This is a genomic window from Chloroflexus sp. (assembly GCF_034432675.1).
GTDB lineage: Bacteria > Chloroflexota > Chloroflexia > Chloroflexales > Chloroflexaceae > Chloroflexus.
Genome location: NZ_DAOUBI010000175.1, coordinates 16,821 through 42,655, shown reverse-complemented (window position 1 = coordinate 42,655; position 25,835 = coordinate 16,821). Strand labels below are relative to the sequence as shown.

Annotated in this window: 16 protein-coding genes and 1 pseudogene; 11 read left to right on the top strand and 6 right to left on the bottom strand. The window is 56.0% G+C overall.

Annotated features, from left to right (window positions below; translation table 11 throughout):
• The first annotated feature begins 18 nt into the window (after positions 1–18).
• Both VAE55_RS12980 and VAE55_RS12975 read left to right on the top strand, forming a co-directional pair.
• Positions 19–903 (top strand): GNAT family N-acetyltransferase, encoded by an 885-nt coding sequence (locus VAE55_RS12980; protein WP_322816195.1) that lies wholly within the window; start codon positions 19–21, stop codon positions 901–903.
• Positions 904–917: 14 nt separating this feature from the next.
• Positions 918–1,487 (top strand): SH3 domain-containing protein, encoded by a 570-nt coding sequence (locus VAE55_RS12975; RefSeq protein ID WP_322816194.1) that lies wholly within the window; start codon positions 918–920, stop codon positions 1,485–1,487.
• Between the two features lie 142 nt (positions 1,488–1,629).
• Here the strand turns inward: VAE55_RS12975 and VAE55_RS12970 are convergent, their stop codons facing one another.
• Positions 1,630–2,757, bottom strand: a complete 1,128-nt coding sequence (locus tag VAE55_RS12970; RefSeq protein WP_322816193.1) for a glycosyltransferase family 1 protein — start codon at positions 2,755–2,757, stop codon at positions 1,630–1,632.
• 307 nt (positions 2,758–3,064) lie between these two features.
• Here VAE55_RS12970 and VAE55_RS12965 point away from each other — a divergent pair, with 307 nt between their 5' ends.
• From VAE55_RS12965 to VAE55_RS12955, 3 genes are read left to right on the top strand one after another with little or no spacing between them, the layout of a single operon-like run.
• The gene (locus tag VAE55_RS12965) at positions 3,065–3,496 is read left to right on the top strand and encodes a MarR family transcriptional regulator (RefSeq protein ID WP_322816192.1); all 432 of its coding nucleotides are present in this window, start codon (positions 3,065–3,067) and stop codon (positions 3,494–3,496) included.
• Between the two features lie 44 nt (positions 3,497–3,540).
• Positions 3,541–5,469 carry an ABC transporter ATP-binding protein gene (locus tag VAE55_RS12960; RefSeq protein WP_322816191.1) on the top strand — a complete coding sequence of 643 codons (1,929 nt, stop codon included), beginning with the start codon at positions 3,541–3,543 and terminating at the stop codon, positions 5,467–5,469.
• Complete coding sequence (locus VAE55_RS12955) at positions 5,466–7,343, top strand: ABC transporter ATP-binding protein (protein WP_322816190.1); 1,878 nt, start codon at positions 5,466–5,468, stop codon at positions 7,341–7,343. Before VAE55_RS12960 ends, VAE55_RS12955 begins: the two co-directional genes overlap by 4 nt.
• A gap of 184 nt (positions 7,344–7,527) precedes the next feature.
• Here the strand turns inward: VAE55_RS12955 and VAE55_RS12950 are convergent, their stop codons facing one another.
• The gene (locus VAE55_RS12950; protein ID WP_322816189.1) at positions 7,528–10,164 is read right to left on the bottom strand and encodes a clostripain-related cysteine peptidase; all 2,637 of its coding nucleotides are present in this window, start codon (positions 10,162–10,164) and stop codon (positions 7,528–7,530) included.
• Between the two features lie 949 nt (positions 10,165–11,113).
• Between VAE55_RS12950 and VAE55_RS12945 the strand changes: the two genes are divergently transcribed.
• The 5 genes and pseudogenes from VAE55_RS12945 to VAE55_RS12920 all read left to right on the top strand — a co-directional run bounded on the left by VAE55_RS12945 (position 11,114) and on the right by VAE55_RS12920 (position 16,783).
• Complete coding sequence (locus VAE55_RS12945; RefSeq protein WP_322816188.1) at positions 11,114–12,781, top strand: cobalamin B12-binding domain-containing protein; 1,668 nt, start codon at positions 11,114–11,116, stop codon at positions 12,779–12,781.
• A 15-nt stretch (positions 12,782–12,796) separates the two neighbouring features.
• Positions 12,797–13,903, top strand: a pseudogene (locus VAE55_RS12935) (NAD/NADP octopine/nopaline dehydrogenase family protein).
• Positions 13,904–14,376: 473 nt separating this feature from the next.
• Complete coding sequence (gene gatA, locus VAE55_RS12930) at positions 14,377–15,840, top strand: Asp-tRNA(Asn)/Glu-tRNA(Gln) amidotransferase subunit GatA (protein ID WP_322816185.1); 1,464 nt, start codon at positions 14,377–14,379, stop codon at positions 15,838–15,840.
• 105 nt (positions 15,841–15,945) lie between these two features.
• Positions 15,946–16,191, top strand: coding sequence for a 30S ribosomal protein S18 (gene rpsR / locus VAE55_RS12925; RefSeq protein ID WP_322816184.1), 246 nt, complete (start codon positions 15,946–15,948; stop codon positions 16,189–16,191).
• A 121-nt stretch (positions 16,192–16,312) separates the two neighbouring features.
• On the top strand, positions 16,313–16,783 hold the full coding sequence (locus tag VAE55_RS12920; RefSeq protein WP_322816183.1) for a transcriptional repressor: 471 nt from the start codon (positions 16,313–16,315) through the stop codon (positions 16,781–16,783).
• 166 nt (positions 16,784–16,949) lie between these two features.
• Here VAE55_RS12920 and VAE55_RS12915 read toward each other — a convergent pair whose 3' ends face one another.
• From VAE55_RS12915 to VAE55_RS12900, 4 genes are all read right to left on the bottom strand, one after another.
• Positions 16,950–17,498: a hypothetical protein gene (locus tag VAE55_RS12915; protein ID WP_322816182.1), complete on the bottom strand. Its 549-nt coding sequence runs from the start codon at positions 17,496–17,498 to the stop codon at positions 16,950–16,952.
• Between the two features lie 9 nt (positions 17,499–17,507).
• Positions 17,508–18,125: a GNAT family N-acetyltransferase gene (locus tag VAE55_RS12910; RefSeq protein ID WP_015909109.1), complete on the bottom strand. Its 618-nt coding sequence runs from the start codon at positions 18,123–18,125 to the stop codon at positions 17,508–17,510.
• Between the two features lie 51 nt (positions 18,126–18,176).
• Positions 18,177–19,601 (bottom strand): serine/threonine protein kinase, encoded by a 1,425-nt coding sequence (locus tag VAE55_RS12905; protein ID WP_322816181.1) that lies wholly within the window; start codon positions 19,599–19,601, stop codon positions 18,177–18,179.
• Positions 19,602–19,874: 273 nt separating this feature from the next.
• Positions 19,875–21,224 (bottom strand): acetyl ornithine aminotransferase family protein, encoded by a 1,350-nt coding sequence (locus VAE55_RS12900; RefSeq protein ID WP_322816180.1) that lies wholly within the window; start codon positions 21,222–21,224, stop codon positions 19,875–19,877.
• A gap of 729 nt (positions 21,225–21,953) precedes the next feature.
• Here VAE55_RS12900 and VAE55_RS12895 point away from each other — a divergent pair.
• Positions 21,954–25,325, top strand: a complete 3,372-nt coding sequence (locus VAE55_RS12895; protein ID WP_322816179.1) for a cyclic nucleotide-binding domain-containing protein — start codon at positions 21,954–21,956, stop codon at positions 25,323–25,325.
• The last annotated feature ends 510 nt before the right edge of the window (positions 25,326–25,835 follow it).

Below are 25,835 nucleotides of genomic sequence, written 5' to 3'. Positions count from 1 at the left end.
AAGTATGGTAACACAGCTATGTGGCCATTTCGAAAACCTGTCGATCTCCAGGCAACAACGGTTCGTTCAGGCCAGCCAGCCGATGTGAGGGCGGTGAGTCTGCTCTTTCGGCAAGCTGGACGCCGCTTTCTGGCGACGAACGGGAATGAATTGTATGCCGCCGTCGAAGAGGGACGGGCAGTCGTTCTTCAGTTCGATAACGAGCTACTGGCAGTTGCTACTTTGAGTAAGCCGATTGATCGGGTTGTCTGGTTGCGGGCACTGGCAATCAGTGAACGTGTACCACCGAAAGAGGCGTTGAAGGTATTAACCCCTGCCCTCGAACAACTCGCCCGTGATCATGCGATCACCCATATCTACTATGCCGGCGATGAGCAGACCGATCAGTGGTTACGTCCACTCCTCGAAGCTGCCGGTTACTACTATCAAACTGATGTGGTCGTCTATGAAAAACGGGGCTGGGAAATTCCGGCAACCGGTAATCCTGATGTGCAAGTTCGCCCTGCCCGTGCCGTTGATTTAGTCGAGGTGTTGCGACTCGATACGCGCTGCTTCGAGCCGCAATGGGTCAAGAATGAAGATATTCTGGCACCGGCTATTGCTGACGGCTCGTTTTTCGTGATGGCCGAGATCGATGGTGAGGTTGTAGGGTACAGTTACGCAACCAGTCATTTTGGTGGTCGACTGATGCACTTGGTACGAATTGCCGTTGATCCGACATTGCGTGGTCGTAGAATTGGTGTGCGGTTGCTGGCAGAATTCGTGACCTATGCGGCTGAAGCCGGTGCCGGGTTGCTCACTCTCAACACACAGGCATACAACCATCATGCCCAGCGGCTCTACCGCTGGTTTGGCTTTGTGCCAACCGGCGAACGGCAGCCGGTGCTGTGTCGCTGGTTGTAGAGAGAGAGAGAACCGTGCCACCAAAAACTGATCCACGTGACTGGGAGCGGTTGTTTGAAGGGCGGCGGCGCCAACGTGGGCCGCTACGTATTGTGATGATTGCGCTGTTGACCGGTATCCTGCTCCTCGGACTGATCGGAGCGGCGCCGTTTGTGTTTGAGCAGATCGAGGCAAGCCGCGTGGTTGCCCGCCAGACCCAGATTGTGCAACAGACTCGCGAAGCTCGTGCAGCAACTCAACAGGCAGCGACGCAGAGCGCTATTGCTATTCCCACGCAAACCCCTTCCCCTTTGTCTACCGCTACCCTGCCCTCTGCGCCCACATCAGCGCCGATCATTGGCCGAGCGCAAGTCATCAATGGCGGCAACATTCGCAGTGCCCCTCGCGTCAGTGCCGACACCGTCATCGGTCAGGTCTGTGTTGGTGATCGCGTTGAGTTGCTAGAAGAACAGATTATCGGTGACAACAATCGCTGGTATCGCTTACGCGTTGTCGCAACCGCCGATAACTGCGTCCCCCAACGGGTCAGCGCAGGTACTGAAGGGTGGGTTAGCGCCACGTTGCTGAGTCAGCCGGAACCGTGATCCGATGCGGTTTGGGCTAGGGATGACTGTACTGCAAGCCCATCATTGTGTTGTTGCGAGGTAAGGTACCGTGGGCGAACAGTGTATGATGCTCTCTGTTCGCCCACGGCATCCCATCCTCACTCACCCTCATTTGAGCCTGTTATCTGGCCGCGACCTGTTCATACACGTCCAGCGTGGCCTGGGCCGTGGCTCGCCACGAAAAGCGCGCCGCCTGACGCTGCCCGCGTTCGCGCAGAAAGCGGGCCAGATCGGGCGAGCGCAACACGCGCAAGATGCCTTCGGCGATCTCGTGCATATTGTGCGGATCGACGGTGAGCGCCGCTTCTCCAACGACTTCCGGTAAACTGCCGGCATACGCACAGACCACCGGCGTGCCGCAAGCCATGGCCTCTAGCGGTGGCAGGCCGAATCCTTCATACGATGACGGAAATACAAACAGTAAGGCACCGCTGTACAGGGCCGGCAGGTCATCGTCACTTACCCCAGGAAGAATCTTCACCCGCTTGCTCAAACCGCGCTCGTTAGCAATCGTTGCAGGTAGGGGATAGCGCGGATCAAACTTACCGGCAATGACCAGTACCGTATCGGTCAGCGACGCCGGCAGATCGGGGATGACGCGCTCCCAGGCTCGCAGCAGCCGGTCAATGTTCTTGTGCGGTTTGTTTGAGCCGACGTACAACACATAATGGCGAGGCAGCCCATACCGCAAGCGCATATCGGTGATCTCATCGACCGGCTGGGGAGTAAACGAAGGCGCCGCAGCCAGCGGTGTGACCACAATCCGTTCGCGAGGAATGCGCAGATGAAACGCGAGATCGTCGCGTGAAACGGTCGAAATAGTGATCAGGCTGCGCGCACTCCGCGCAGCGAGGCGCAAGGCCAGCCGGTAGAAGCGCCGCCCGCGTGGGCTAAGCGTGGTCGGGTAGCGTAAAGGCAAGACATCGTAAATAGTGACAACCGAAGGGCAGGGGAGGAGATACGGCTTCACGATGTAGGGAGAATGGAGGACATCGAGCTGTAACCGGGCTGCCAGCAACGGTAGTTCGAGCTGCTGGGTGAGCGCAAAGGGCGCACTCCGCACAGTAATCCGCTCGACACTCGTGCCGTTCAACGGTGGCAGTGCTTGATCGGCATTTACCAGCACAAACAGATGGTGTTGGCGACTGAGAGAACTCAGCTCCGGTAGCAGGGCAGCGATATAGCGACCAATGCCGGGAAAATGGTCGCCGATATAACGGGCATCAAAACCGATCCGCAATGATTGCATCAGTGTTCATTATAGCCGGGATGTGGGTGTGTAAAAACAGGTCGGGTACTAACGCAGTTCTGCGTTGTAGTATTGAAGGTGGTGTGATCTGGCACAGCAGAGTCATGCCACCAACGCATTGGTAGGTGCGCGCGGCAGTGCACTCCTACCGGGCATAGGCAATCCAATCACGTCTGGCAAGGGGCGCGTCATCCTTCTCCCTGTAGCGTAGGTGATACCAGGTATACTATTCCCTACTCCTCATTTGACAAGTCAATGATTTGTCAGGTACCATACTATTAGTTTGTCTAACTAACGGTTGAGATTCATGGATCACATCACTATTGCCAACGCCCAACGCTTGCTCACGCTGCTTGACTGCATGCGGGCGAGACAGCCGCGTAGCCCGTTGTTCGATCAACTCAACGAATGGGGGCTATCAATCTCGCATCTGCGCCTGCTCGCTTTGTTGGCCCCTGACCGGGAATTGTCAATGCGCGAACTGGCTGAAGCACTGAATATCAAACCGCCATCACTGACGGCCCTGACACGTCGCTTGCTGCAAAACGGCTTGCTTGAACGCCGCCCTCACCCCGACGATAGCCGGGTGATCCTGCTCTCGCTGAGTGAGGCTGGTCGGCAGCTTCATCGCGATCTCGAGCGCGAGCGGTTACATCAATTGGTTCATCTCCTGTCCGGTTTAAGCCACACCGAGCAACAGGTGTTTCTCGATCTGCTTGAACGGGCAATGCGGGCGTAACGGGATTCGGTTTCGATTAGCAAAGGTTCAGGAAAGAAACAGGTATGCAGGCTCAGCGTGGAATGACTTCGGTACCGGCTCAGCGCCCGGCTTCTGGTGCGTTGATGCGTGCCATTCGCTATCTTGGTCGTCAGCGGCGCACTGTGCTGATCGCCTATGGTTCACTGGTGCTGGCCACCCTGGCTCAGTTAGCCGTACCCCAACTGGTACAAAATATGATCGACGCGGTCACGCGCAGTATGGTCGCGACCCGTGTTTTGACAGAAGTGCCGGCGGCATTTCAGGCTGCGGCGGCGGCACAGCTTGGTCTGACCATCGAAGCGTTGCAGCGTGATGCGGCAAATGCTGAAGGGATTGTGCTTCATGCCGCGTTGTTGATCCTGGTCTTCGCCGTCATGCGTGGTGTCTTCTCGTTTTTACAATCGTTCATGGCAGAGCAAACCTCGCACGATCTGGCTTTCGATCTGCGCAATGCGATCTTCAGCAAGATTCAACGCATGTCGTTTAGCTTCTATGATCGCAATCAGACCGGGCAATTAATGGTACGCGCTACCGATGATGTTGAACGAGTGCGCACGTTCGTAGCTCAGGGGCTGGTGCTTGCTGCCCAATCGTTTTTACTGTTAATCGGGGCACTGATCGTGCTGGCCTTTACCAATTGGCAATTGACGCTGGTTATTCTGCCTTTGTTGCCAATTGCGCTTGCTGTGTTCTTTATCTTTGGCCGCATCAGCCAGCCGCTCTTTCTGGAAGTGCAAAATCGACTTTCCCGTCTCAACACGATTTTGCAAGAAAATATTGCCGGTATCAAGGTCGTGAAGGCATTTGCCCGCGAGCCATATGAAGAACAACGGTTTGATCAGGCGGCTACTGCACTGATGGAGCAGCAGATTCGGGTTAATCGGATTTTTGCCTTTCTCTTCCCGGTGATATTGTTAATTGCCCAATTAGGTCAGGTCGCCATTCTCTATTTTGGTGGTCAACAAATTCTGAACGGAACGCTGGCACTCGGCGAATATCAGAAGTTTAGTCTCTATCTGGTGTATGTCTTCTTCCCCCTCGGTCAGCTCGGTTTCATTATCGCATTGCTGGCTCAGGCCGGTGCTTCAGCTGGGCGCATCTTTGAAGTGCTCGATGCGCAGAGTGAGATTGTCGAACGACCAGACGCCATCGTGCTGCCGCCATTGCAGGGGCGGGTAGAGTTTCGTCATGTCACTTTCCGTTACTTCAACAGCAGTGCTCCCGTTTTGCAAGATGTCAGTTTTGTGGTCGAGCCGGGCCAGACGGTTGCTCTGCTCGGTGCAACCGGCAGTGGCAAAACGTCGATCATCAATCTCATCCCGCGTTTCTACGATGTCAGCGAGGGAGCTGTGCTCATCGATGGTTATGACGTGCGTGACGTCACTATCGACAGTCTGCGCAGCCAGATCGGGATTGTGTTGCAAGAGAGCAATCTGTTTAGCGGAACGATCCGCGAGAATATTGCCTTTGGCCGCCCTGATGCCGGTGATGACGAGATCATTGCCGCAGCTAAGGCTGCGGCTGCACACGATTTCATCATGAGTTTTCCCGATGGTTACAACACGCGGGTAGGTGAACGGGGGATGACGCTTTCCGGCGGACAGAAACAGCGGATTGCAATTGCCCGTGCGCTATTGCTCGACCCACGGCTGCTCATTCTCGACGATAGCACCAGCAATGTTGATGTGGCAACCGAAGCGCTGATTCAGCGGGCGCTCGACCGTCTGATGCGTGGTCGGACCAGTTTCGTGATTGCCCAACGCATTAGCACCGTGCGCAACGCCGATCTGATCCTCGTCCTCGACAAAGGGCGACTGGTTGCCAGCGGTACGCACGCCGAATTGCTCGAACAAAGCCCAATCTACGCCGAAATTTACGCTTCACAACTGATTGAAGATGCCCCGCTACCCTCTGCGAATGGTCAGGGTGAAGAAGGAGTGACAGGACGATGATGGGAGGACTGGGCGGCCCTGGCCGCATGCTAAACACCGATGTCCAGAAGCCGAAAAATGTACTGGCGACGATCGCCCGCTTCTGGCCCTACTTTCGCCCCTACTGGCCGGTCGTGGTGCTCACCTTCGTCTTGATCACTACCGCTGCCCAGTTGCAGGTCACTGCCCCTGAACTGATCGGGCAGGCGGTGGACTGCTACCTCTTTCCGCGGGCCGATGTCTGCTGGTACACCACGGTCGATGCCACAGCAACGAATACCGACCGTCTGAGCGGGCTAACCGGCCTGGTCGGTTGGTTGCTGGTTGTGTTTGTCGGTGGCGCTTTTCTCCAGGGCCTGGCCTTCTTCAGTATGAACTGGGTTGGGCAGCGAGCACTCCGGCAGATACGAGAGGATGTTTTCGCACACATTCATCGGCTCTCGCTGGGCTATTTTGCCCGTAACGAGGCCGGTAATGTGATGAGCCGGATCACCAGCGATACCGATACGATTCAGCAGGCCCTGAGTTTTGCCCTGTTGAGCGTTGTCAGCGGCTTCTTGCAGATCGGTTTGACCATCAATGCCATGGTGCAGAGTAATCTGCCGTATGCGCTGATCAGCCTGAGTGTAGTGCCATTTATGGTGCTGGCGACCTTCTATTTTTCCACCCAGGCCCGGCGAGCGTTTCGCGCCAGTCGGCAACAAATGGGCAATGTGAACGCCGGTTTGCAAGAGAGTATTGCCGGCGCTCGCGAAGTACAGGCCTTCAACCGTGAGGCAGAGAGCATTGCGCAGTTTGAGCGGGCTAACGCTGCCAACCGTGATGCAAATATTCGGGCGGCCAGTTTCACCAGTGCCCTGAACCCGGTGCTTGAAGCACTCGGGTACGTGGCCATTGCCATCGTTGTGGTGGTCGGTGCGCTGAGTGCGCTGCGTAATGCGCCCCTCTTCGGTACCGGGATCATTTCTCTGGGAACGATCTTTGCCTTCATTCAATACGTGCAACGCTTCAATCAGCCTATTCAGCAAATTGCCTCCCTCTGGACAAATGTCCAGAACGCGATTGCTGGTGGTGAACGCATCTTCGGACTGCTTGATGTGCAACCCGATCTGGTTGATGCGCCGAATGCGTATCCGCTACCGCCGATCCAGGGTCGGGTCGTCTTCGATCACGTCTGGGCCGAATACAAACCGGGTGAGCCGGTACTGCGTGATGTGAGTTTTATCGCTGAACCGGGGCAAACCATCGCTATCGTCGGCCCGACCGGTGCCGGCAAGACCACGCTGGTCAATCTCATCCCGCGTTTTTACGATGTCAGTGCCGGGCAGGTGACAATTGACGGTCACGATGTACGTGCGGTGAACGCTGCCAGTCTGCGTTCACAGATCGGCATTGTGCTACAAGATACCTTCCTGTTTGCCGATACGGTGATGAACAATATCCGTTACGGACGTCTGTCTGCCACCGATGACGAGGTCATCGCTGCGGCTCAACTGGTTGGCGCACACGAGTTCATCGAGCGGTTACCCGACGGCTACCAGACGATCCTCGGTGAGCGAGGTACCGGTCTTAGTCAAGGGCAACGGCAACTGATCGCAATTGCGCGCGCAGCGTTGGCCAATCCCCGCATTTTGATCCTCGATGAAGCGACCAGTAGCGTTGACACCCGCACCGAGCGGATCATTCAGCGGGCGTTTGATCAGATGCTGGCGGGCCGAACCAGCTTTGTGATTGCTCATCGCCTGAGCACAATCCGGAATGCCGATCTGGTGCTGATGGTCAAGAACGGTCAGATCGTCGAACGCGGCTCGCATCAGGAGCTGTTGGCCTTGCGCGGCGCGTATTACGATCTGTATCAACAGCAATTTGCTGCTGGGGTAGAGGCAATTTCCTGAGGAGAACCTCTCTCGCCAACTGGTGGCCGGGCAGGCTGACCGCAGCCGGTCTTATCCGCGCCGGCATAAGGGGTGGGAGATGATTTATTCCATCCTACAGAGTAGGGTAGGTGCAGTCAACGCCTGCGCCTACCTCTGCAGAGAGCGTGCAGGTATCCCTGTGTCGCACTGTTTAGTGCAATGGTCAGCGGGCAACGATGGGTAGATAGCGATCATACGCCAGTGGTAGTCCGGTAATGAGCGGGAACGGCGTGCTGCCGGTCGGGACATCAGTGACGCCACCAATGCCGACTGGTCGATCGGTTGCCAGGTATTGACGAACAAAGGCGCTCCAGTCATCGTTCTGACCGCGATACAGCAGATATTCGACCAGCAGCGGTTGGGTGCCCAAGAGAGCGCGGTGAGGGAACAATTCGGCCAGACCAGCACCGATAGGTAACTCTGGTAGGCCGACCTGTCCGTTTGCCAGGCGGCGGGTGGCTATGACCAGTGGTGTACTTCCACCAAGGGCATTTCGCAGGTTCAGGGTCGCAGAACGGGCTGCCGCCAGATCGGCGGCCTGTAACGCTGGTGCATTAGCCAGAGCTGTCGCAAAATCACCGAGATCGATAAAGGCATCTTCCGGTGCCGGGAAGTGCTCACCAAGCGAGTCCCGCAGCGCATTGATCAGCCCATTTCCTGAGCTATCATAGGCTGTACTGCCGGCACGCACATCCATCAGCAACAACTGCATTACGGCGGCGCGCTCATTGAGCATACGTGTTAATTCAACCGCCAGCGCATCGCGTGCCGCCTGCACTTCATCAGCACGCGCAAGGTCGAGGGTCGTCAGCGCATATTCGCGCAGGACGCCGTCGGCTCGCACGGCGTTGCCGTACAATGCCGGCAGATCAATCGCAACTGCCCGTGGAGTATTGTTAGCCGCGTTTAGCCGACTCAGCACGCGGTTGAGCCAGGCGGTGCGCCAGATTTGTCCGGGTGGTGCAACTAAATAATCAGCCACCGGTGCCAGTGCCAGTGCCGTGTTCAGATTGGCTGTGAGGGGGGCTTGCATCAGGATGAGATCGAGGCGCTTGGTTGCGGCTGTGGTGGCATTGGTCAGCGCCGTACCGAGATCGGCCATCGTCATGGCCGGTATATTCGCGACCGACTCATCACTGCCAAAACCGAGTGCCGGGTGAGCCGGGCCAACGAGCACCAGCATGGTGCGAGTAGCTGGAAATTCGGTCAGGCCGAATCTAACGAATTCGCGCAGAGTCACCGGATCGGCACTGTTTGGCTCTGATCGATTCCGGCAATCAACGGTGCTGCCACGCAAGGCACACATCTGACCACCGGTAATTCCATAACCGTCGTAGAAGGTCACCAGCGAAAGATTGGGATAGGTCGTCGCCAATGAGCGCAGGCGCTCTAGCTCGAAGTCTGGGCGTGCAACAGCACTGGTGCGCAATGGATCGCCGAGTGCATTATCAGCCGCAACATAGATCAGTATCGTCCAGCTTGCCGGTGGCAGACCATCTGGCAATCCTTCGTCATTGACCGGTCGCACTGGTAGCGAAGGAGGTTCGAGCAGAAACGTGATAGTACGTTCGGCAAAGCTGTAACCATAAGCGGGTAACTGCTCGGTGCCGCGATTATCGTGAACGATGGCGTACCAGCGATACGGATGGCCGTAGCGTAGGGGCAATGTGGCAAAACTGGCCGGCACGAGATCAATGTACGGTTCATCCGCGGTGAGTATTGGACTGCACAATTGCGGTGGTAAGCCGGTTTCCGGGACAATCACCGCCGGATCGTAGAGACAAATCTGATACAACTCATCTTCAATGCCTCGCGGTTCGATGGAGATGCGCACCGGACTGTCATCGCGCAACACCAGGCGGGCACCAGGTGGTGGATCAAGCAGGCGCGGTGAACTAAGCTCCAGGTCGAGATCGAGAATCTCTTCACCGGCGGCCAGTTCGCTAACAACCGGCCCTGCCAGGAGACCAAGACGACGCTGATCTCGACTCCCACGCAACGGCTGATTGACAAACCAGACCTGATACCTTTCTCCGTCCGCAAGCGGCAGCACATCGAACTGATAGCGAAACCCATCATCGGCAGGGGCTACACCGGCGGTGGCAACGACCGTCTGGCCATTCGTGTCCGAGCGTACCAGAAGAACCTGAACATCGCTCAGATCGGCTTCGTCCCGGTTGCGCTGGCTGACCCGACCACCCAGGGTCGCCAGTGTGCGTGTGCATACCTGGGCTTCGATGTCATCGAACGAAAGCGCGAGTGCGGTACCGTCATTGACGCCGCGCATCGTGATCTGCAACCGCGCAGCACCTTGATCGACCAGCGATGCCACGTCGGTGGCTGCCCAGGTAAAGCTGCGCCAGTTACCATCGGCCCGGCCACTGAGCGGAATATCCACGGCAAAGACACGTCCGGCAGGTGTTGGGTTATCGGGTAGATTGAGTGAAATGGTCACACTATCATTCGGACCAAGTGCATTCGGCACAATCCGATATCGTAATGAACCAATGATCTGTTTGGTAGTTGGTGGGATTGAAAATCGTTGCCCGAAGGCATCAACATCGATACCTCCATCACCGTCGCCATCGTCATCCTCGACCAGAAAGATGGCCTGGGGTGGTGAAAAGACGCGGGCAGCCGCCATGGTGAAACTGACCTCGTTCCGCAGTGGTCGCCAGGGGGATGAGGATGGCGTGCGATCAATAGCCGCATCCTCAATTGCATCGAAGCAAACCAGATTTGCCAGCGTAGCTGATGGTGCTTCATATGCAGCACCGAATTGTGCCGGCCATGCAGTCATTAGCAGCACAATACAGAAAAGTATTGAGAGCTGGCGTTGCCGGTGTGCAACCCGCCGGGTTGAAGTCTGGTACACGAGAGTCACCATGCGTTGCTGCCCCACTCAAGGCGATATGCCATATCACCCCGGTATCCTCAAAGTCGTTCGCGCTATTGGTGACATCGTAGCGGATACATTACCAGCCAGTTGTTGATTTCGGTATCAGCTTTTGAGTAACGTTGTGCAGGTCGTGATACCAGACGTGACACCCTCATCTATAGCGTGACCGACTCGATCCTCCATAATGCGCTGGTTACAGGTGTCAGAATACTACTATACACTCATGCTACTCCATCCTACATCATTGCGGCTACCGAAGCCAGTACAAATTTGGTTAACTTGAGTACCAATTGTTGGGTAGCACTGGCTTCGGTGCGGACCCCGATCCTGCGCGTATCAGGTGGGAAGCGCACCAGAGGTGCGCTCCCAGGGTGGAGCACCGGCTTTAGGAAGGGCTACCGATCCTCTATGAGTGCGCCAGAGACGCACGCTCCCAGGAGGCACTGGCTTCAGCCTGGACTCCCGATCCTGCACAGACGTTGTATGAGTGACCATGCAGCCGCAGGCAGGGTTTACCCCAGCACGTTTTGAGAAATCACCTTACACATACCGAAAACCGGCATCTCAGCGGGATTGTTCAGTACAGTTGCGATGCACCCTGGCTCCCAACATCTGTACTATCTGTACCTCGTTTCACGACAGTGCAGCGTCTGGCGGCAAGATGCTACAATGAGGGTACCATCAGCCGGCAAGCTATGACGTTACTCCTTGTTGTATTCCTGGCAAAACACGACATGCTATCAGGATGCGGTAACGGGGTATCAGACATGCCTTCGGTACACCTCTGTTGATTACCCGACAGTGACCACACGCTGTGTAGTGTATAGACATAAAGGAAAGGAACAATCAGATGACGGCAAAACAGAAAACAGTTGTTGCCGCCGCGCTAGGTGAATGTGTGCATGTGGCAGGGGTGATGAATTTTTTGCGACTGGCGGAAGAGGCGGGCTGGCGTACCGTCTTTCTCGGCCCGGCGACGCCGATTGAACGGGTCATTGAGGCTGCCCGCCACGAACAGGCCGATCTGGTCGGTGTATCGTACCGCCTGACACCGGAGACCGGTGCTCATCTGCTAGGACGTTTTGCTGAAGCTGCCGATGAATTGCACGTTGCCGGCGTCCGCTTCGCCTTTGCCGGGACTCCACCCCTGGCGGAAAAGGCGGTAACCCTCGGTTTCTTCGAGCAGGTCTTCGATGGGAGTGAGTCTGCCGATCAGGTACTGGCATACCTGCGCGGACAACGGCTGGCTATGGCAACCGAAGCCGATTTTCCCCAACATACCATTGAGCGTATTCGCTGGAAATCACCTTACCCGCTCATTCGTCATCACTTTGGTTTGCTGACGATGCAGGCTACCATTGATGGCATTACCCAGATTGCAGCGGCTCGTTGTCTTGATGTTATCTCGTTAGGCATTGACCAAGATGCGCAAGAGAACTTCTTTCGTCCTGACCGTCAAGACCCGGTACGTAGAGGTGCGGGTGGCGTACCGGTGCGCAGCGCAGATGACTATCGTGCGCTCTATGCTGCCAGTCGGCGGGGGAACTACCCCTTGCTGAGAACCTATTCTGGCACAGATGATTTTGTCCGTCTGGCCGAATTGTACGTCGAAACGATCAACATTGCCTGGTGTGCCATCCCGCTCTTCTGGTTTAACCAAATGGATGGACGCGGGCCGTGGGATTTGGAAGGATCGATCCGCGAACACCAGACGGTTATGCGCTGGTATGGTGAGCGGAATATCCCCGTGGAGCTGAACGAGCCACATCACTGGGGGATGCGTGATGCGCCTGATACTGTCTTCGTCGCCAGTGCCTACCTCTCCGCATATAATGCGCGGGCTTTCGGGGTACGTGATTATATCGCACAATTGATGTTCAACAGTCCGCCCGGTCTCTCCGATGCGATGGATCTGGCAAAAATGCTGGCAGTGCTCGAGATAACAAAACCACTGATAGGGCCAGACTTCCGTATCTGGAAGCAGACCCGTACCGGATTGCTCAGCTATCCGGTTGATCCGGTTGCCGCGCGGGCGCATCTGGCGGCGAGTATTTACCTGCAAATGGCGCTACGCCCGCACATTGTCCATGTAGTTGGCCACACCGAAGCACATCACGCCGCCACTGCTGAGGATGTTATCGAGGCCTGTAGCATGGCACGGCGCACCATCGAAAATGCGCTGCGTGGCCAACCTGATTTGACCGCCGACCCAGCCGTTCAGGCACGTGCGGCACAATTGGTGGAAGAGACGCACTACCTGCTGGATGCGATTGCTCAACTCGCACCTGCCGGTGTGACCGATCCCCTGATCGATCCGGCGACCCTGACGAAAGCGGTTACGGTTGGCTTACTCGATGCCCCTCAGTTGCGCAACAATCCCTTTGCACCTGGTCGGGTAGTTACGCGCTTCATCAATGGCATGTGTGTGGCTGTTGATGAACGAGGTCGTCCTCTTGAGGAAAAGCAGCGGATTCAGCAGATCATGGATCATCTTTCGCCGATGAAAACCGCTAGATAAGAGAGAGCAACACCTATGGCACCCTCAATCCGTTACACTGTGATCGGTGCAGGCAATGGTGGGAAGGCGATGGCTGCCCATCTTGCTCTGATGGGATTCGAGACCACCCTATACAATCGCACTCCAGCTCATGTGGAAGCAATTCGTCAACGTCGTGGCATTGAACTGGAGGCGGGAGAAACCGGCCCCCACGGATTTGGGCAGCTTGCGCACGTGACATCAGACATGCGGGAGGCATTGGAACACTGCGATGTGGCCATGGTCGTGATTCCCTCATCGGCGCATGCAGAAGTAGCCCGGGTTATGGCACCGTATCTACATGATGGGTAGATCATCATTCTCCATCCCGGACGCACGTGCGGGGCGATTGAAGTAGCCAAAGTGCTGCGTGATGAACGGTGTCGAGCAGATGTCACCATTGCCGAGGCGGAAACGTTTATCTATGCCAGCCGCTCAGATGGCCCAGCGCAGGCACGCATTTTTCGGATTAAGGAGGCAGTGCCGTTAGCTGCGCTTCCGGCAAATCGCACCGGTGATGTGTTGGGTGTGTTACGTGATGCGTTCCCCCAATATATCGATGGCGGGAATGTGTTGCGGACCGGCCTGAACAATATGGGCGCAATCTTTCACCCGGCATTGACCCTACTCAATGCCGGTCGGATCGAAGCAACCCGTGGTGATTCTCAATTCTACATCGACGGTGTCACCCCATCGGTTGCTCGTGTGCTTGAGGTACTTGACCGCGAGCGCGTCACAGTGGCTGCGGCGCTCGGTATCCGTGCCCGCACCGCTCAGGAATGGTTGCTCATGGCGTACAACGCAGCCGGTGATTCGCTGTACGAAGCGATCCAGAACCAACCGGGGTATTACGGTATCAAAGCGCCGCCAACCCTGCATCATCGGTATATCTTTGAGGATGTTCCGATGAGCCTGGTACCGATTGCCGCACTCGGGCAGCGCTACAGTGTTGCCGTTCCCGGTATTGATAGTATCATTCGTCTGGCGTGTATCATCCATCGTACTGATTACCGACGGCGTGGGCGCACGCTTGAAAAGCTCGGTATCGCAAATCTGAGCGTCAGTGAGCTAACTCGTTATGTTGAAGAAGGAACCCTTAATTGACCGAACAGAAGATGATTGATGGGGCGATCACGTCTCGACTACACTCGGCCAGGTAAGCCGTGTCTCCTTCAGTCAGGCGGAGCAGTAGATGAGACGCTAGGAACGCATTGTTGTATGAATAGTGCCAAATCTTACTCAACAATGTGCATCGTTCAGGTGTGATCCTCGTGCTGAGGCATTGCCAAGTATGCCACCGGCGAGTCGGTTAGTTGTCGTCTACGTGGACCGTACGGACACGGCATGCCGTGCCCGTACTGGATTCCAGCGGTGTATTGTTCAGGTGTGTTCTTCGTGTTGAAACATTGCCGAGGCTGTAGGGGCGACGCATGTGTCGCCCCTACTAACTAACGGTTTCGATATAAGAACCTCTTCTCGCAGATCGTCCTGTTCGGCGATCTGATAGCCCCTCTCGCTGCCTGGGCGAAGTCTGGTACAATAGATCGACTATGCGCCACGACTCCACTGGAGGCGATATGACTGAACTACACAATCTCACCGTCACTGCTGCACAAGCAGCACTCGCTGCCGGCGACATCACGGCGGTGGAACTTACTGAAGCCTGTCTGGTCCGGATCAACGCTACTGAACCGACAATCCGCACCTTTCTTCATCTCACACCAGATGCAGCCCTGGCTGCGGCACGGGCTGCCGATGAGCGGCGGCAACAAGGACGCTCACTCGGGCCGCTCGACGGCATTCCAATCGCGATCAAAGATGTCATCTGCACCGATGGGGTTCCGACGACTGCCGGCTCACGGATTCTGGCCGGTTTTCGCCCCCCGTACAATGCCACAGTGATCGAGCGCCTTGTTGCGGCGGGGGCCGTTCTGGTTGGTAAACTCAACTGTGATGAGTTTGCTATGGGTTCGAGTACCGAGAATAGTGCCTATCAGATTACCACTAACCCGTGGGACCCAACCAGAGTTCCAGGCGGGAGTAGTGGTGGTAGTGCGGCAGCAGTCGCTGCCGGGCAGGTGCCGGCAACCCTGGGGACCGATACTGGCGGCTCGATTCGCCAACCGGCTGCGCTCTGTGGGATCAGCGGTCTCAAGCCGACGTATGGCCGGGTTAGTCGTTACGGTCTCATTGCCTATGGATCGTCACTCGATCAAATCGGGCCAATGGCCTGGACAGTTGCCGATCTGGCGGTACTGCTCAACGTCATTGCCGGCCATGATCCACGTGATGGTACCAGTGCTCCCATTGACACTCCCGATTACACCACAGCTCTGACTGGTGACATTCGCGGGTTGCGGATCGGTATTCCCCGTGAATATTTTGTTGAAGGGATGGAGCCTGGTGTCGAGTCGGCTACCCGTACTGCTATCGAGGTGTTGCGCGATCTGGGAGCGATCCTGATCGATGTCTCACTGCCACATACCAAATATGCGTTGCCCACCTATTACATCATTGCCCCTGCCGAAGCCAGTGCCAACCTGGCCCGATTCGATGGCGTGCGCTACGGCTTCCGGGCCGAGGGTGAAACGATGTGGGAGCAGATCGAACAGACCCGTGGTCAGGGATTTGGCCCCGAAGTCCGGCGTCGCATTATGCTCGGCACGTATGCTCTCTCTGCGGGGTATTACGATGCCTATTATCGGCGTGCTCAGCAGGTACGCACGTTAATCAAGCGCGACTTTGATCAGGTGTTCACACAGGTAGACCTGCTGGCAGCCCCGACCTCGCCAACCGTTGCCTTTCCGATTGGTCAGAAGATGAATGATCCGCTAGCAATGTATCTGAGCGATGTCTGTACGTTGCCGATCAACCTGGCCGGTGTGCCGGCGTTGGTCGTACCATGCGGTTTCAGTGAGGGATTGCCGGTAGGACTGCAACTGATCGGACGACCCTTCGATGAGGCTACGCTGCTGCGGGTGGGTGATGCCTATCAACGTCTGACCGAATGGCATACGCAGCGCCCCAGACTAATGGTTTAGGTAGTAGCCTGCGTCTCTGCGCACTGATCGGTCAAGATATGGTATACTGGAAAGCGGCTTAAAACAAATATGTCGGGTCGAAAGATATAAGGAGAGAAATAATCAATGAGTCGTTCGCGAGCTTCAGGTCGGCCTCGTTCGCGCCGCCGCGTGTGTGAATTCACCAAGCTGGGTATCTTCCCGGACTACAAGGATGTCAAGCGCTTGCAGAAGTACCTGACGGCGCAAGGCAAGATTCTCCCCCGTCGCCGTACCGGCGTCTCGGCTAAGATGCAGCGCCGTCTGGCGGTTGCGATTAAGCGAGCACGTCACCTGGCCCTCTTGCCGGTTGCTCCATCGCATACGCGCTAACGCACCGTGGTGTAACGCCTGTTGGGGCGGCCGCAAGGGCCGCCCTATGTCCATCGTATACGCGCTAACCACAGTGGTGTGACGCACTTGCTGAGAGCGTCGCACCTGGATGCAAAGCACTATGACCACAAATGCTTCCTCATCACCCCAACCGTCGCTTGATACACAGGCCTGGCTCAATAGTGTTCGAGCAGCATGGCAGCGTACCGGTTTGCGCATTACGCTTCCTCGCATGCGGGTGATTGAAACGATTGCGTCATACCGTGCTCCTTTCAGCGCCGAACAGCTTTACGCCGATCTGTGTACACACAGTGAAACTCCTGGCCGGGCAACTGTTTATCGCACCATTGAACAACTTCACGCCAGTGGCTGGTTGGCCCGTATTCACGGGCCGGTCGGCGAAGAGGGGTATGTACCTTGCCATCCTGGTCATCTTCACCACCTGGTCTGTACCAGGTGCGGTGCGGTCACCAGCTTTGAAGGGTGCGATCTCGATAATTTGCTGAATCGGGTTGCGGCTGAAACTGGCTTTAGCGTGGAGGGTCATCTCTTGCAGCTCTTTGGCCGTTGTGCGCACTGTCAGGTCAATTGATACAAGCTTATCGAAGTAACTGTGTAGAGGAAGAAACGGTGAAGGTAGTGCTTTTGCCGTTTCTTTATTTGGGGTTGAACAGGAACTAAGTACACCCTTGATAAAGGCGAAGAGGCGGTATGGTTACGCCATATCGCCTCTTCTCGTTTGAGCTGACATCTCGATGCTACGGTATGGTAATCCCGAAATCGAGGAGACGGGGGCGAACGATATTGAGTGCGTTCATGCGTTGGAGACGCATAATCAGATAATCTATATTAAGCTGGTGACGCCGGATGATCCCAGCCGCATCCTGCGTATCGTGCTTACCCTGTTCAGGCCCACGCTGTAATAACAATTTGTGGGCCACAATATCTTCGGGCGCAGCCAGAAATACCTGGGCACCGAGGAGTGGCACACGACGCCGTCGTTCCTGCATGAGATCGTCAAGCCAGAATGGATGACTGGTTCCGGATCGCTGCACGCTAAGGTCCTCAAAGACCTTGATACCACGCCAGATCACGCGCGAACCATCAGATTGCACCGCTTTATGGGATTGCTGCAATAGATTGACGATCCGCGATAATGCCTGTCGTTGCACTAAAATATCTACGTCATTCAGAGGACGGCGGTCACCATACACATGAGCTGCTGCTCCACCGATAACTGCCCAGGCTATCTGATCGCCGTCGAGTAAACGTTGGACGATTGCAAGATTTCCGGCGATGAGTGACATGATTCCCTCTTAAATAAGCGCACCACCAGCGGCTAGCCACGCCTCGCGGGTTAATTCCATCTCGTAAAACTCAACCTGTGCATCGAAGCGATTGCGCCGAAAATAAGGGCGCAAGTGTTGATACTGTTCTTCATCTAACAAGCGTAACACAGGCTCATTACCAACATGGCGCCATTCGCTGCCTAAACCAACAAAACCCAATCGCTGATAGCAGCGCACTGCCCGTCGATTGAAAGCCGCCACATCGAGAACCATACGCTGGTAACCAAGCGAGCCAAAGTAGTAGGCCAGGAAGAGGCGCAGTGCTTCCCCACCGAAACCCTGACCGACATACGGCTGGGCCAGGGAAATACCTAACCGTGCCGACTGACGTTGGCGATCAATTTCACGTAACGATAAGCGACCGATCAATGTTCCTGACCTCAACTCAATGGCCCACGCCTCAGTTGCACCTGTCCAAAACTGATCATCGCGATCAGCCTGGTATGGACGCGGGATATTCCACAAGGAACTGAACGGTTCACTATAACGCGGCCAGCGCTCTTGCATCAATGTGTCGGCTCGTCGCCATGGACGAATTTTTACCCGTTCACCGAGCAATTCGCGCTTCTCCGCTTCCTGCTCCACACCGCCTCCTATCATACCATGATTAAACTATGCTTCAATGCTGCTGAAACTTTACTGCTGTCGACGCAGATAGTTCATTGACATCCAGCCTTCAATCACCTGGCCGTTGAGTTCAAACTGCACTTTTAACCATGGAATATTATCGGCCATCACCGGGCCTTCCAGCTTGCGCACGACCGTGCCGTTGGGGACAACCATCATGATTGTCTCCGGTCGAGTATCTGGTGCAGAACGTAAATTTAAGCCTTCGTTGATATTTACGACGTATAGTTCCGGGGTGTTTTGGTCGGCAAGGTTCAGATCGGGCCACTGCCATGCGGGTAATTCCGGCAGGCGTGGTGCACTTAGATTCAAGCGATCAAAGGCCCAGGTTACTGCCCAATACGATCCAAAGGCAACGGCGAGTAACAGCAATATCATGATAAGCCAGCCGGTCAGGCTGCGCCGCCGATCCTGGCGGCGAAATTGATCAATGTCGAAGGCAGCGGTTATAGCCTGACTGAAGCGCTCACGCAGGTCTTGCGAGCGCGAAGGGGCCGGTGTGCGAGCATGGTTGGTACTGCCGACCGGCGCTGCTGTTCGTTCTGGTACCGGCAATGCAACCTGTGCCACCTCTGGTCGGTTCACTGCGAGTCGGCGCGTAGGCACGGTCAACTGATGCCAGAGATTGTTGATAGCAGAGCCAAACACCTGGGCATCTGCGAAGCGTTGCCCCGGTTCGCGAGCGGTCGTCTGGGCAATAAGATCGTCAAGTGAAGGTATGTGCATTGTCGGGCGTACCTGTGACAACGAAGGAACCGATTGCGTGAGGTGGGCCAGTGCAGTTGTTTTAGCATCCTCACCGCGGATCGGTCGCTGGCCGGTAATCAGTTCAAAGAGTAAGATGCCCAATGCATAGACCACACTTGCCGGCTGGGCTGTCTGACCGGTGCTTAATTCGGGTGCCCGATAGTAGGCCAGATCGGCGGGTACCAGGGCAGGTGCAAGGAGCCAGCTCTCGACAAGTTTGACCTGATTATCACCGACAAGTAACAGGTTCGCGCTGCTAATGGGGGGATGATACAATCCCAGCGGGAGTTCGGCTGAACGTTGGCGCTGACAGAGCGCAATAGCATCGGCCACCTGGCGCACAATGCTAAGAGCCTGGGCAACGCTTAAGGCGCCAATTCCGTACAGTGGACGGCCTTCGGCGGCTTCGGTAATCAGGAAGGGGCGACCATTGCTTTCACCGCTGTCGAACACTTCCAGAAAGACGGGGTGGGATCGGCGGGCACTTTGGGCCGCTTCAGCGAGAAACTGCTGCCGCTTCTGTTCATTACCGAGCAGAGACTTTCGTAACAGATGCACAAATACCTGTCGCTGAAGCCGCAAATCGGTTGCTTTGTACACTACCGCGAGGCGTGTCTCTCCGAGCGCCTCGTGGACCTGATAACGGCCAAAGATGACTGGCGGATTTGTTGTTCCAGGTGAGGTCATGCGCGAGACCTGTCACTCGTGTCTGACAGTATCGTTTTAACTATTACCAATAGTGTTACTGATCTTACTACAAGTCTTTCCAGTTGATCAGCAGATAACTATACTTTACCCGCTCCAGTAGCTTTTTGGGATAGGCTCTACATCTCTACTCTTAGTATACCGCTGTCGCGCAAAATGTGCATCATCTAACCCGGGATGAGGGCGTTGCCACCAGCTTATTTTTGAATACGGGGCAACCCACCTGTACCGCGGGTTGCCCTCCTTCTGCCCAGGCTACGCAGTCAGACAGGCTTCAATTGCCAGTGCAAACCGGGCTACAGCCTCGTCGGCCTGAGCTTTCGTCAGGGTCAATGGTGGGCAGAAGCGGATTGTTGAGGCACCGCAGGTGAGTACCAGCAGTCCTTTACGAAAACTCTCGACCATCACTGCCTCGGCCAGCGCACCGGCGGGATTGCCCTGACTATCGACAAACTCGACACCGATCATCAGGCCGCGCCCGCGCACTGCTCCGATCTGCGGGAATCGCTGCTGAAGGGCTTGCAGTTGTTCGAGGAGATAGGAACCAACCGTGGCGGCATTGTCCATCAACTCCTCTTCAACCATCGTGAGCAGTTCATACGCGACCGCACAGGTCAGACCATTTCCGCCATACGTATTGCCATGCGAACCGGGTTGCCATTTGCGGGCCAGCTCGCTGCGGGCGATCATGGCACCCAGCGGTAAACCACCGCCCAGTCCCTTGGCCGAAGCCACAATATCGGGCACAATACCCTCGTGTTCAAAAGCCCACATCTTACCGGTACGACCCACACCACTCTGTACCTCATCAACGATGAGCAGAATGCCGTAACGATCACAGATCGAGCGCAGACGAGCCAGCGCTCCGGGAGGCGGCACTACATAGCCACCCTCACCCTGGATCGGCTCGATAATGATGGCGGCAACTTCTTCCGGGGGGGTTGTGGTCTTGAACAACGTGCGCTCGATCAGATCAAGACAGGCAATGTCACACTCTGGAAAACGAAGATTGATCGGGCAGCGGTAACAATTGGGATAGTAGGTATGGCTGACGCCGGGTAGCAGAGGGAAGAACCCCTGGCGCTGGCGTGGTTTGGACGCGGTGAGCGAAAGGCTGCCGTAGCTGCGACCGTGAAATGCGCCGTAAAAGGCAATAATGTTCTGGCGACCGGTTACATAACGGGCCAGTTTAATACTGGCTTCAACCGCTTCCGTGCCACTGTTCGTGAAAAAAACCTGCCAGTCCTTGCCGCCGGGCATCAGTGAGACCAGCTTCTCGGCAGTGCGCACCATTGGTTCGTTGTAGAAGTCGGTGCCCGCCATGTGGGTGAAGCGTTGAAGCTGTTCCTGGGCAACCTGGATCAGACGCGGATGGCAATGACCGGCAGCCAAAACTGCAATGCCTGCATTCATATCGAGGAAGCGATTGCCATCGACATCCCAGACCTCGCAGCCCTGCGCATGGTCAATCACCAGGGGGTACACCCGTCCGAGCGGAGCAATTACTGTGTGATCGCGAGTCACCAGCTCCTGCGCTCGTGGGCCAGGAACCGGGCCCGGCATGTAATCGGTTGGCAACCGTGCCGTATCAGTATGTGTGGTCATGATGTGCTCCCTTGCGGCTAACTCCAATTGTCAGGGTCATCATTGTAGCCGACGTACAGATCAAGCGTCAAGCATTGTCGCTGGCGATATAGTAAGGTATCTCATTCATTACTGACAGACGACGTGATTATGACAAGAACTTACAGCATCTCTGCGACCAGCGGGATGAACAGGTGACACGCGCCTGATCGTGAGCACAGCCGGTGCAGCCTGCTTCTGCGCGTCAAGAATGCGCAAGATGTCAATGTGACACGCACCTGATCGTGAGCACGGCCGGTGCAGCTGTCACGCTGCTGCACTCCATACGACGCGACACGCGCATGATGAACGGGCAAGGTAATCAATCCGGCAGGCGATGGCATCGTAGATGGTCGCCTGCGTTATTCTCTTCAATACCGGCGTGTCGGGAGCAGAATATGCTGTGGTTGGTGATTGGCAAGCGTTCATGAGTCTAGGTGATGGTTGAGTAGCACGTCAGCACGGCTTTATGAAATAAGTTCTGGTTCAGGCGAGAGATTGTATCCCAATCCGTGGCTATTGATCCCGTCAGCATTGGGTGGGAAAACGGTACTTCCGCGTGCCTATTCCTATTTCTTATGGTCTAGCTCCTGTTTTCTCAGCCACATACACACCAACTCAGGAGTCGGTAATCCTGGACACACCTGCTATGATGAGAATGCGATATTTCTTGCTCGTTTATGACGATGACATCTCATCGTGAGCAGTTGTATGACACCATTGTTGAATTCGCATCATCGCCTCTGGACAGTCATAGAAGAGCAGATAACTACACCTTCTGCGCAGCGGCGTTTGTTATACCAGAGTTTGCAACGTCGGCTACACTCCACGCCTGCCGGGGAAGGTGGGGTATGGAGTATTCTCCGCCAGCGCACTGATCCGGTGCAATACCGACCGCAGCGCATCGATGGTGTGATCGAGGAGACCGTCCACGAGGGTGACCAGCAGGTGACGGTGTTACGCAGTCCGGGCGGACACTACCTGCGACTCAGCCCTACCGAACGTGAAATCTGGCAGGCGATGGATGGAACGCAAACCATCGCGCAGTTGGCGATGATAGGTTTTGTACGCTTCAAGCAGTTGTTGCCGGTTGCCGGACTGGTCGAGACATTACGGGCACAGGGATTTCTCGTTGATCGCCCGATTGGCATCTACCGCCATATACGCGCTCGCCTCGAACAGCATACGGCTGAAGGTTGGGGTCAACGTCTCTTACGCTTTACCCATGGCCATGCGTTTACCCTGTCGCATACTGATAGCGTGTTTGAATTGCTTTACCGTTGGGGCGGACGGTGGCTCTTCAATGGTGTTTTTTCGATATTGCTCGGTATTATCTGCGTGATTGGGTTGCTTTGCTACTTTTTGCCGGGTAAGCAGATTGAATTGATCGGCAATGAATCTTTTGCCCTCGACGTTTTGTTGTTGGGTGTGGCGTTGTTTGTGACCCTTACGTTGCACGAGATCGCCCATGGCCTGACGGTCAAACATTTCGGTCGTCAGGTATCGCGAGCCGGGATTATGCTCTACTTCGGGATGCCGGCAGCTTTTGTTGATACCAGTGACATCTGGCTGGCCCCGCGCCATGCCCGTATTCTCGTGGCGCTGGCCGGGCCGCTATGCGACCTGTTGGTCGGTTCGGTTGCTGCGATTATTGCTGTCTTAGCACCCGAAACAATCGGTGCGGTATGGATGCGCCGGATTGCAACCGCTTCATATCTCACGGCGCTCTTCAATTTCAATCCACTGCTCGAACTTGATGGTTACTTTATCCTGGTTGACGCCTTGCGCCTGCCCAACCTGCGTAAGCGGGCACTGGCATTTATCGGTGGGCCATTCTGGCAGAAGCTGCGTTCCGGGGTCGCGTTGAATCGTGAAGAGCGGATTTTTGCCGGTTATGGTCTGTTAAGTACGATTTACACGGCGGTAGCCGTGGTGATGGCGATTCTGTTCTGGCAGCGACAGTTTGCCGGTATGCTCAGTAACCTATGGGCCGGAGGTTTGATCGGGCGTCTGCTGGCAATCGCCCTCGTTGTCTTGGTCATTGGGCCGTTACTGATCGGTGTTGGATTAATCGGCTGGGGAGCAGTGCGAGCCGCCGCCGCTTGGCTGCACCGACGTGGTTATACCCGTAATCCCTTGATCTTTGCCGGTGCGTTTGGCTTACTGGCGCTAGCGGTTGGTCTTCTCCCACTACGTTTTGGGTTGAGTCTGGAGATCGGCGTTCTCCTCACCTCGCTCTGGATAGCCGCAGTGGTGGTGCAGTGGTATCTACAACGTGATTACGAGGGAGCCTGGATCAATCGGGCGCTGGCCAGTTTTTTACTGATAAGTGTTATTGAACTGATCGCACAGGCAGGCTATCTCATCGCACCGTCAGCAGTCCGGCTCTGGTCAGGAATGGAGGTTGTGGGCTATGCGTTGTTGCTATTCGCGGGATTTGTCGCTCTCCTTGATGTTGATCTGCATCAGCAGCGCAGCGGTGAATTGATCGCCAGTGCGTTACTGCTTACCATTGCCTTTCCAGCCGGTGCACTTGCCGCCGAACTGATTCGCCAGACGCACCCGGAATACAGCCCATGGTGGGCATTGATTGCTGCGGTTCCGGTGTACAGCGGGTTGATCGGACAGGCATTGCTGTTACTACTCTTGATGAGTTTACGCGATGCCCGCTTCTTCTGGAGCTGGTTACTGCTCTGGTTTGGTATTCTAGTTCAGATTGGCAGCTATTTGCTCGAATTGCTGCCGAGCTGGCGCAATACACCACTAGCCTTGACCCTGCTGGTTTTGGCCGCAGGTTTGTGGGCAGCAGCCTGGGCAACACATCTGGTCACACTACGTCATATTAGCCTGCATGAGTTAAGCTGGCCGTTGGAGCCGGCGCTGGGTGAACGTGTCCGCTTGCAGGATGGTTTTCGCCATGTCTATGTTGGACTATACCGGTTACTCCGTAACAATTATGGTATTCAGCGCACGACTGCACTAGACAATCGGATGGATGTGCTGGCGGCAACTGCCAACTGGGAGATTACATTTGATTGCGATCAGGTACGGATCAGCTCGGCGGTGATGGAGCAACCCCTCGATGTACAGGGCGCCCGTTATGCCGAGGTCTTGCGCTATGCGATAAAGACGCTGGAACAGCTTGCCGGTCGCACCTTCGCCCGACGGGCGCTCGTAAAAGCGTATGATGCGTTGCCATGGCCAGAACGGGAGGCGCTTGATCGCCATTGTCTGCCCTATATACCGTGGGCGAAGGATATTTCGCGCGCTTTTGGCGATGCTCGTGAGGCGCGTATGCGATTACTGCGCCAGATTGAGTTATTCGTGACCTGCGATGACCAGGAGCTGCAAGCGCTGGCTGCGGCCTTTGTACCACAACGGGTTGGCGCCGGCGAGCTAATCCTGCGCACCGGCGAACCACCAGATGGCATCTGGGTGATTGAGACGGGCGAGATTCTGGAGCGTGATGGTGATCGGGTGCGTGAATTGCACCGTGGCGACTATTTCGGTGAGCTGCAAGGGCCAGAGGTGACGCAGTGTGAATATCGGGCTACTATCGAGAGCGAACTCCTCTATTTACCGGCAGGTGAGTTGCAACGAATGTTGCGTGAAGCGGCGCCACACACTGCTGAGGGGGTTGAACTATTGGCCCGCATGCGTCTACTCGAACGAGTTCCGTTGCTCAGTGACCTGTCACGGGCACAGTTGCGCGAGTTGGCCCGGCAGGCCGAACGGATAACTGTTGATTCACATCAGGTCATCATCCGTCAGGGGCGCCCTGGCGGAAAACTCTACGTGATCGCACGTGGTCAGGCAGCCGTGTTACGGCAGGAAGAGACGCCGCAAGGACCGCGGGGACCGGCTCGTTTGATTGCCCGTCTGGGGCCGACCGAGTTTTTTGGCGAGATGGAGTTTCTCCGTGGTACCCCTCCGGTTGCCAGTGTCGTTGCCGTTACGCCGGTAGAGGTGATAGCATTGCCGCATCAGGCACTGGCCCAACTGATGTTGGGCGGTGATCGGGTCATTCACCGGCTCGAACACCTTGCCAGCGGTCGTTTGCTTGAATTGCGGGCAAAGTCTTGACGCGAGAAGCATCATGTGAGGTGTGCTGCTTCTTCGCGGGCGATCTCCATATTGTAGCTGAGACTTTCCGGCGCAACAGGTATTCCATTTTTTGATTGATACTATGTGTCCATTAAGGTTATCGAACCTGTGTCGGTGCACTGCCGGGTGTGCCACCAATGAATTGCCGCCGGTTCGTTGCAGGCGGGCAAACTGGTTCACGAGCAGTTGTGGGCAGGGGTAGCGCCGATGTGGTGTGGTGAGCGGGTGAGGGTAGTGCTGCGTCCGGTAGCGCGCTGCGACTCGCCTCTCACCCGCCGGCGGCGAGAGTCACCGGTGCAGGTCGCCTTGCGATACGCCGTTGGTAGCAGGGAGGGACGGCTGTTGCAGGTGATGGGCGAGCTTTCGGCTCGCGCACCTAGGGAGCAGTCGGGCACGTGATTGTGACGTGGATAGATGAAATAGCTACGCGTCAGTATTGTGTAGGCAGGATAGGCCGAATTGTTTGCCTACCCCACCATTACCATTCCC

What these genes read in the sequence shown, in the direction of transcription:
- VAE55_RS12980 (WP_322816195.1), top strand. Translation starts at nt 19, where the DNA reads ATGTGGCCATTTCGAAAACCTGTCGATCTCCAGGCAACAACGGTTCGT.
- VAE55_RS12970 (WP_322816193.1), bottom strand. Translation starts at nt 2,757, where the DNA reads ATGCAATCATTGCGGATCGGTTTTGATGCCCGTTATATCGGCGACCAT.
- VAE55_RS12965 (WP_322816192.1), top strand. Translation starts at nt 3,065, where the DNA reads ATGGATCACATCACTATTGCCAACGCCCAACGCTTGCTCACGCTGCTT.
- VAE55_RS12960 (WP_322816191.1), top strand. Translation starts at nt 3,541, where the DNA reads ATGCAGGCTCAGCGTGGAATGACTTCGGTACCGGCTCAGCGCCCGGCT.
- VAE55_RS12955 (WP_322816190.1), top strand. Translation starts at nt 5,466, where the DNA reads ATGATGGGAGGACTGGGCGGCCCTGGCCGCATGCTAAACACCGATGTC.
- VAE55_RS12950 (WP_322816189.1), bottom strand. Translation starts at nt 10,164, where the DNA reads ATGACTGCATGGCCGGCACAATTCGGTGCTGCATATGAAGCACCATCA.
- VAE55_RS12945 (WP_322816188.1), top strand. Translation starts at nt 11,114, where the DNA reads ATGACGGCAAAACAGAAAACAGTTGTTGCCGCCGCGCTAGGTGAATGT.
- gatA (WP_322816185.1), top strand. Translation starts at nt 14,377, where the DNA reads ATGACTGAACTACACAATCTCACCGTCACTGCTGCACAAGCAGCACTC.
- rpsR (WP_322816184.1), top strand. Translation starts at nt 15,946, where the DNA reads ATGAGTCGTTCGCGAGCTTCAGGTCGGCCTCGTTCGCGCCGCCGCGTG.
- VAE55_RS12920 (WP_322816183.1), top strand. Translation starts at nt 16,313, where the DNA reads ATGACCACAAATGCTTCCTCATCACCCCAACCGTCGCTTGATACACAG.
- VAE55_RS12915 (WP_322816182.1), bottom strand. Translation starts at nt 17,498, where the DNA reads ATGTCACTCATCGCCGGAAATCTTGCAATCGTCCAACGTTTACTCGAC.
- VAE55_RS12905 (WP_322816181.1), bottom strand. Translation starts at nt 19,601, where the DNA reads ATGACCTCACCTGGAACAACAAATCCGCCAGTCATCTTTGGCCGTTAT.
- VAE55_RS12900 (WP_322816180.1), bottom strand. Translation starts at nt 21,224, where the DNA reads ATGACCACACATACTGATACGGCACGGTTGCCAACCGATTACATGCCG.
- VAE55_RS12895 (WP_322816179.1), top strand. Translation starts at nt 21,954, where the DNA reads ATGACACCATTGTTGAATTCGCATCATCGCCTCTGGACAGTCATAGAA.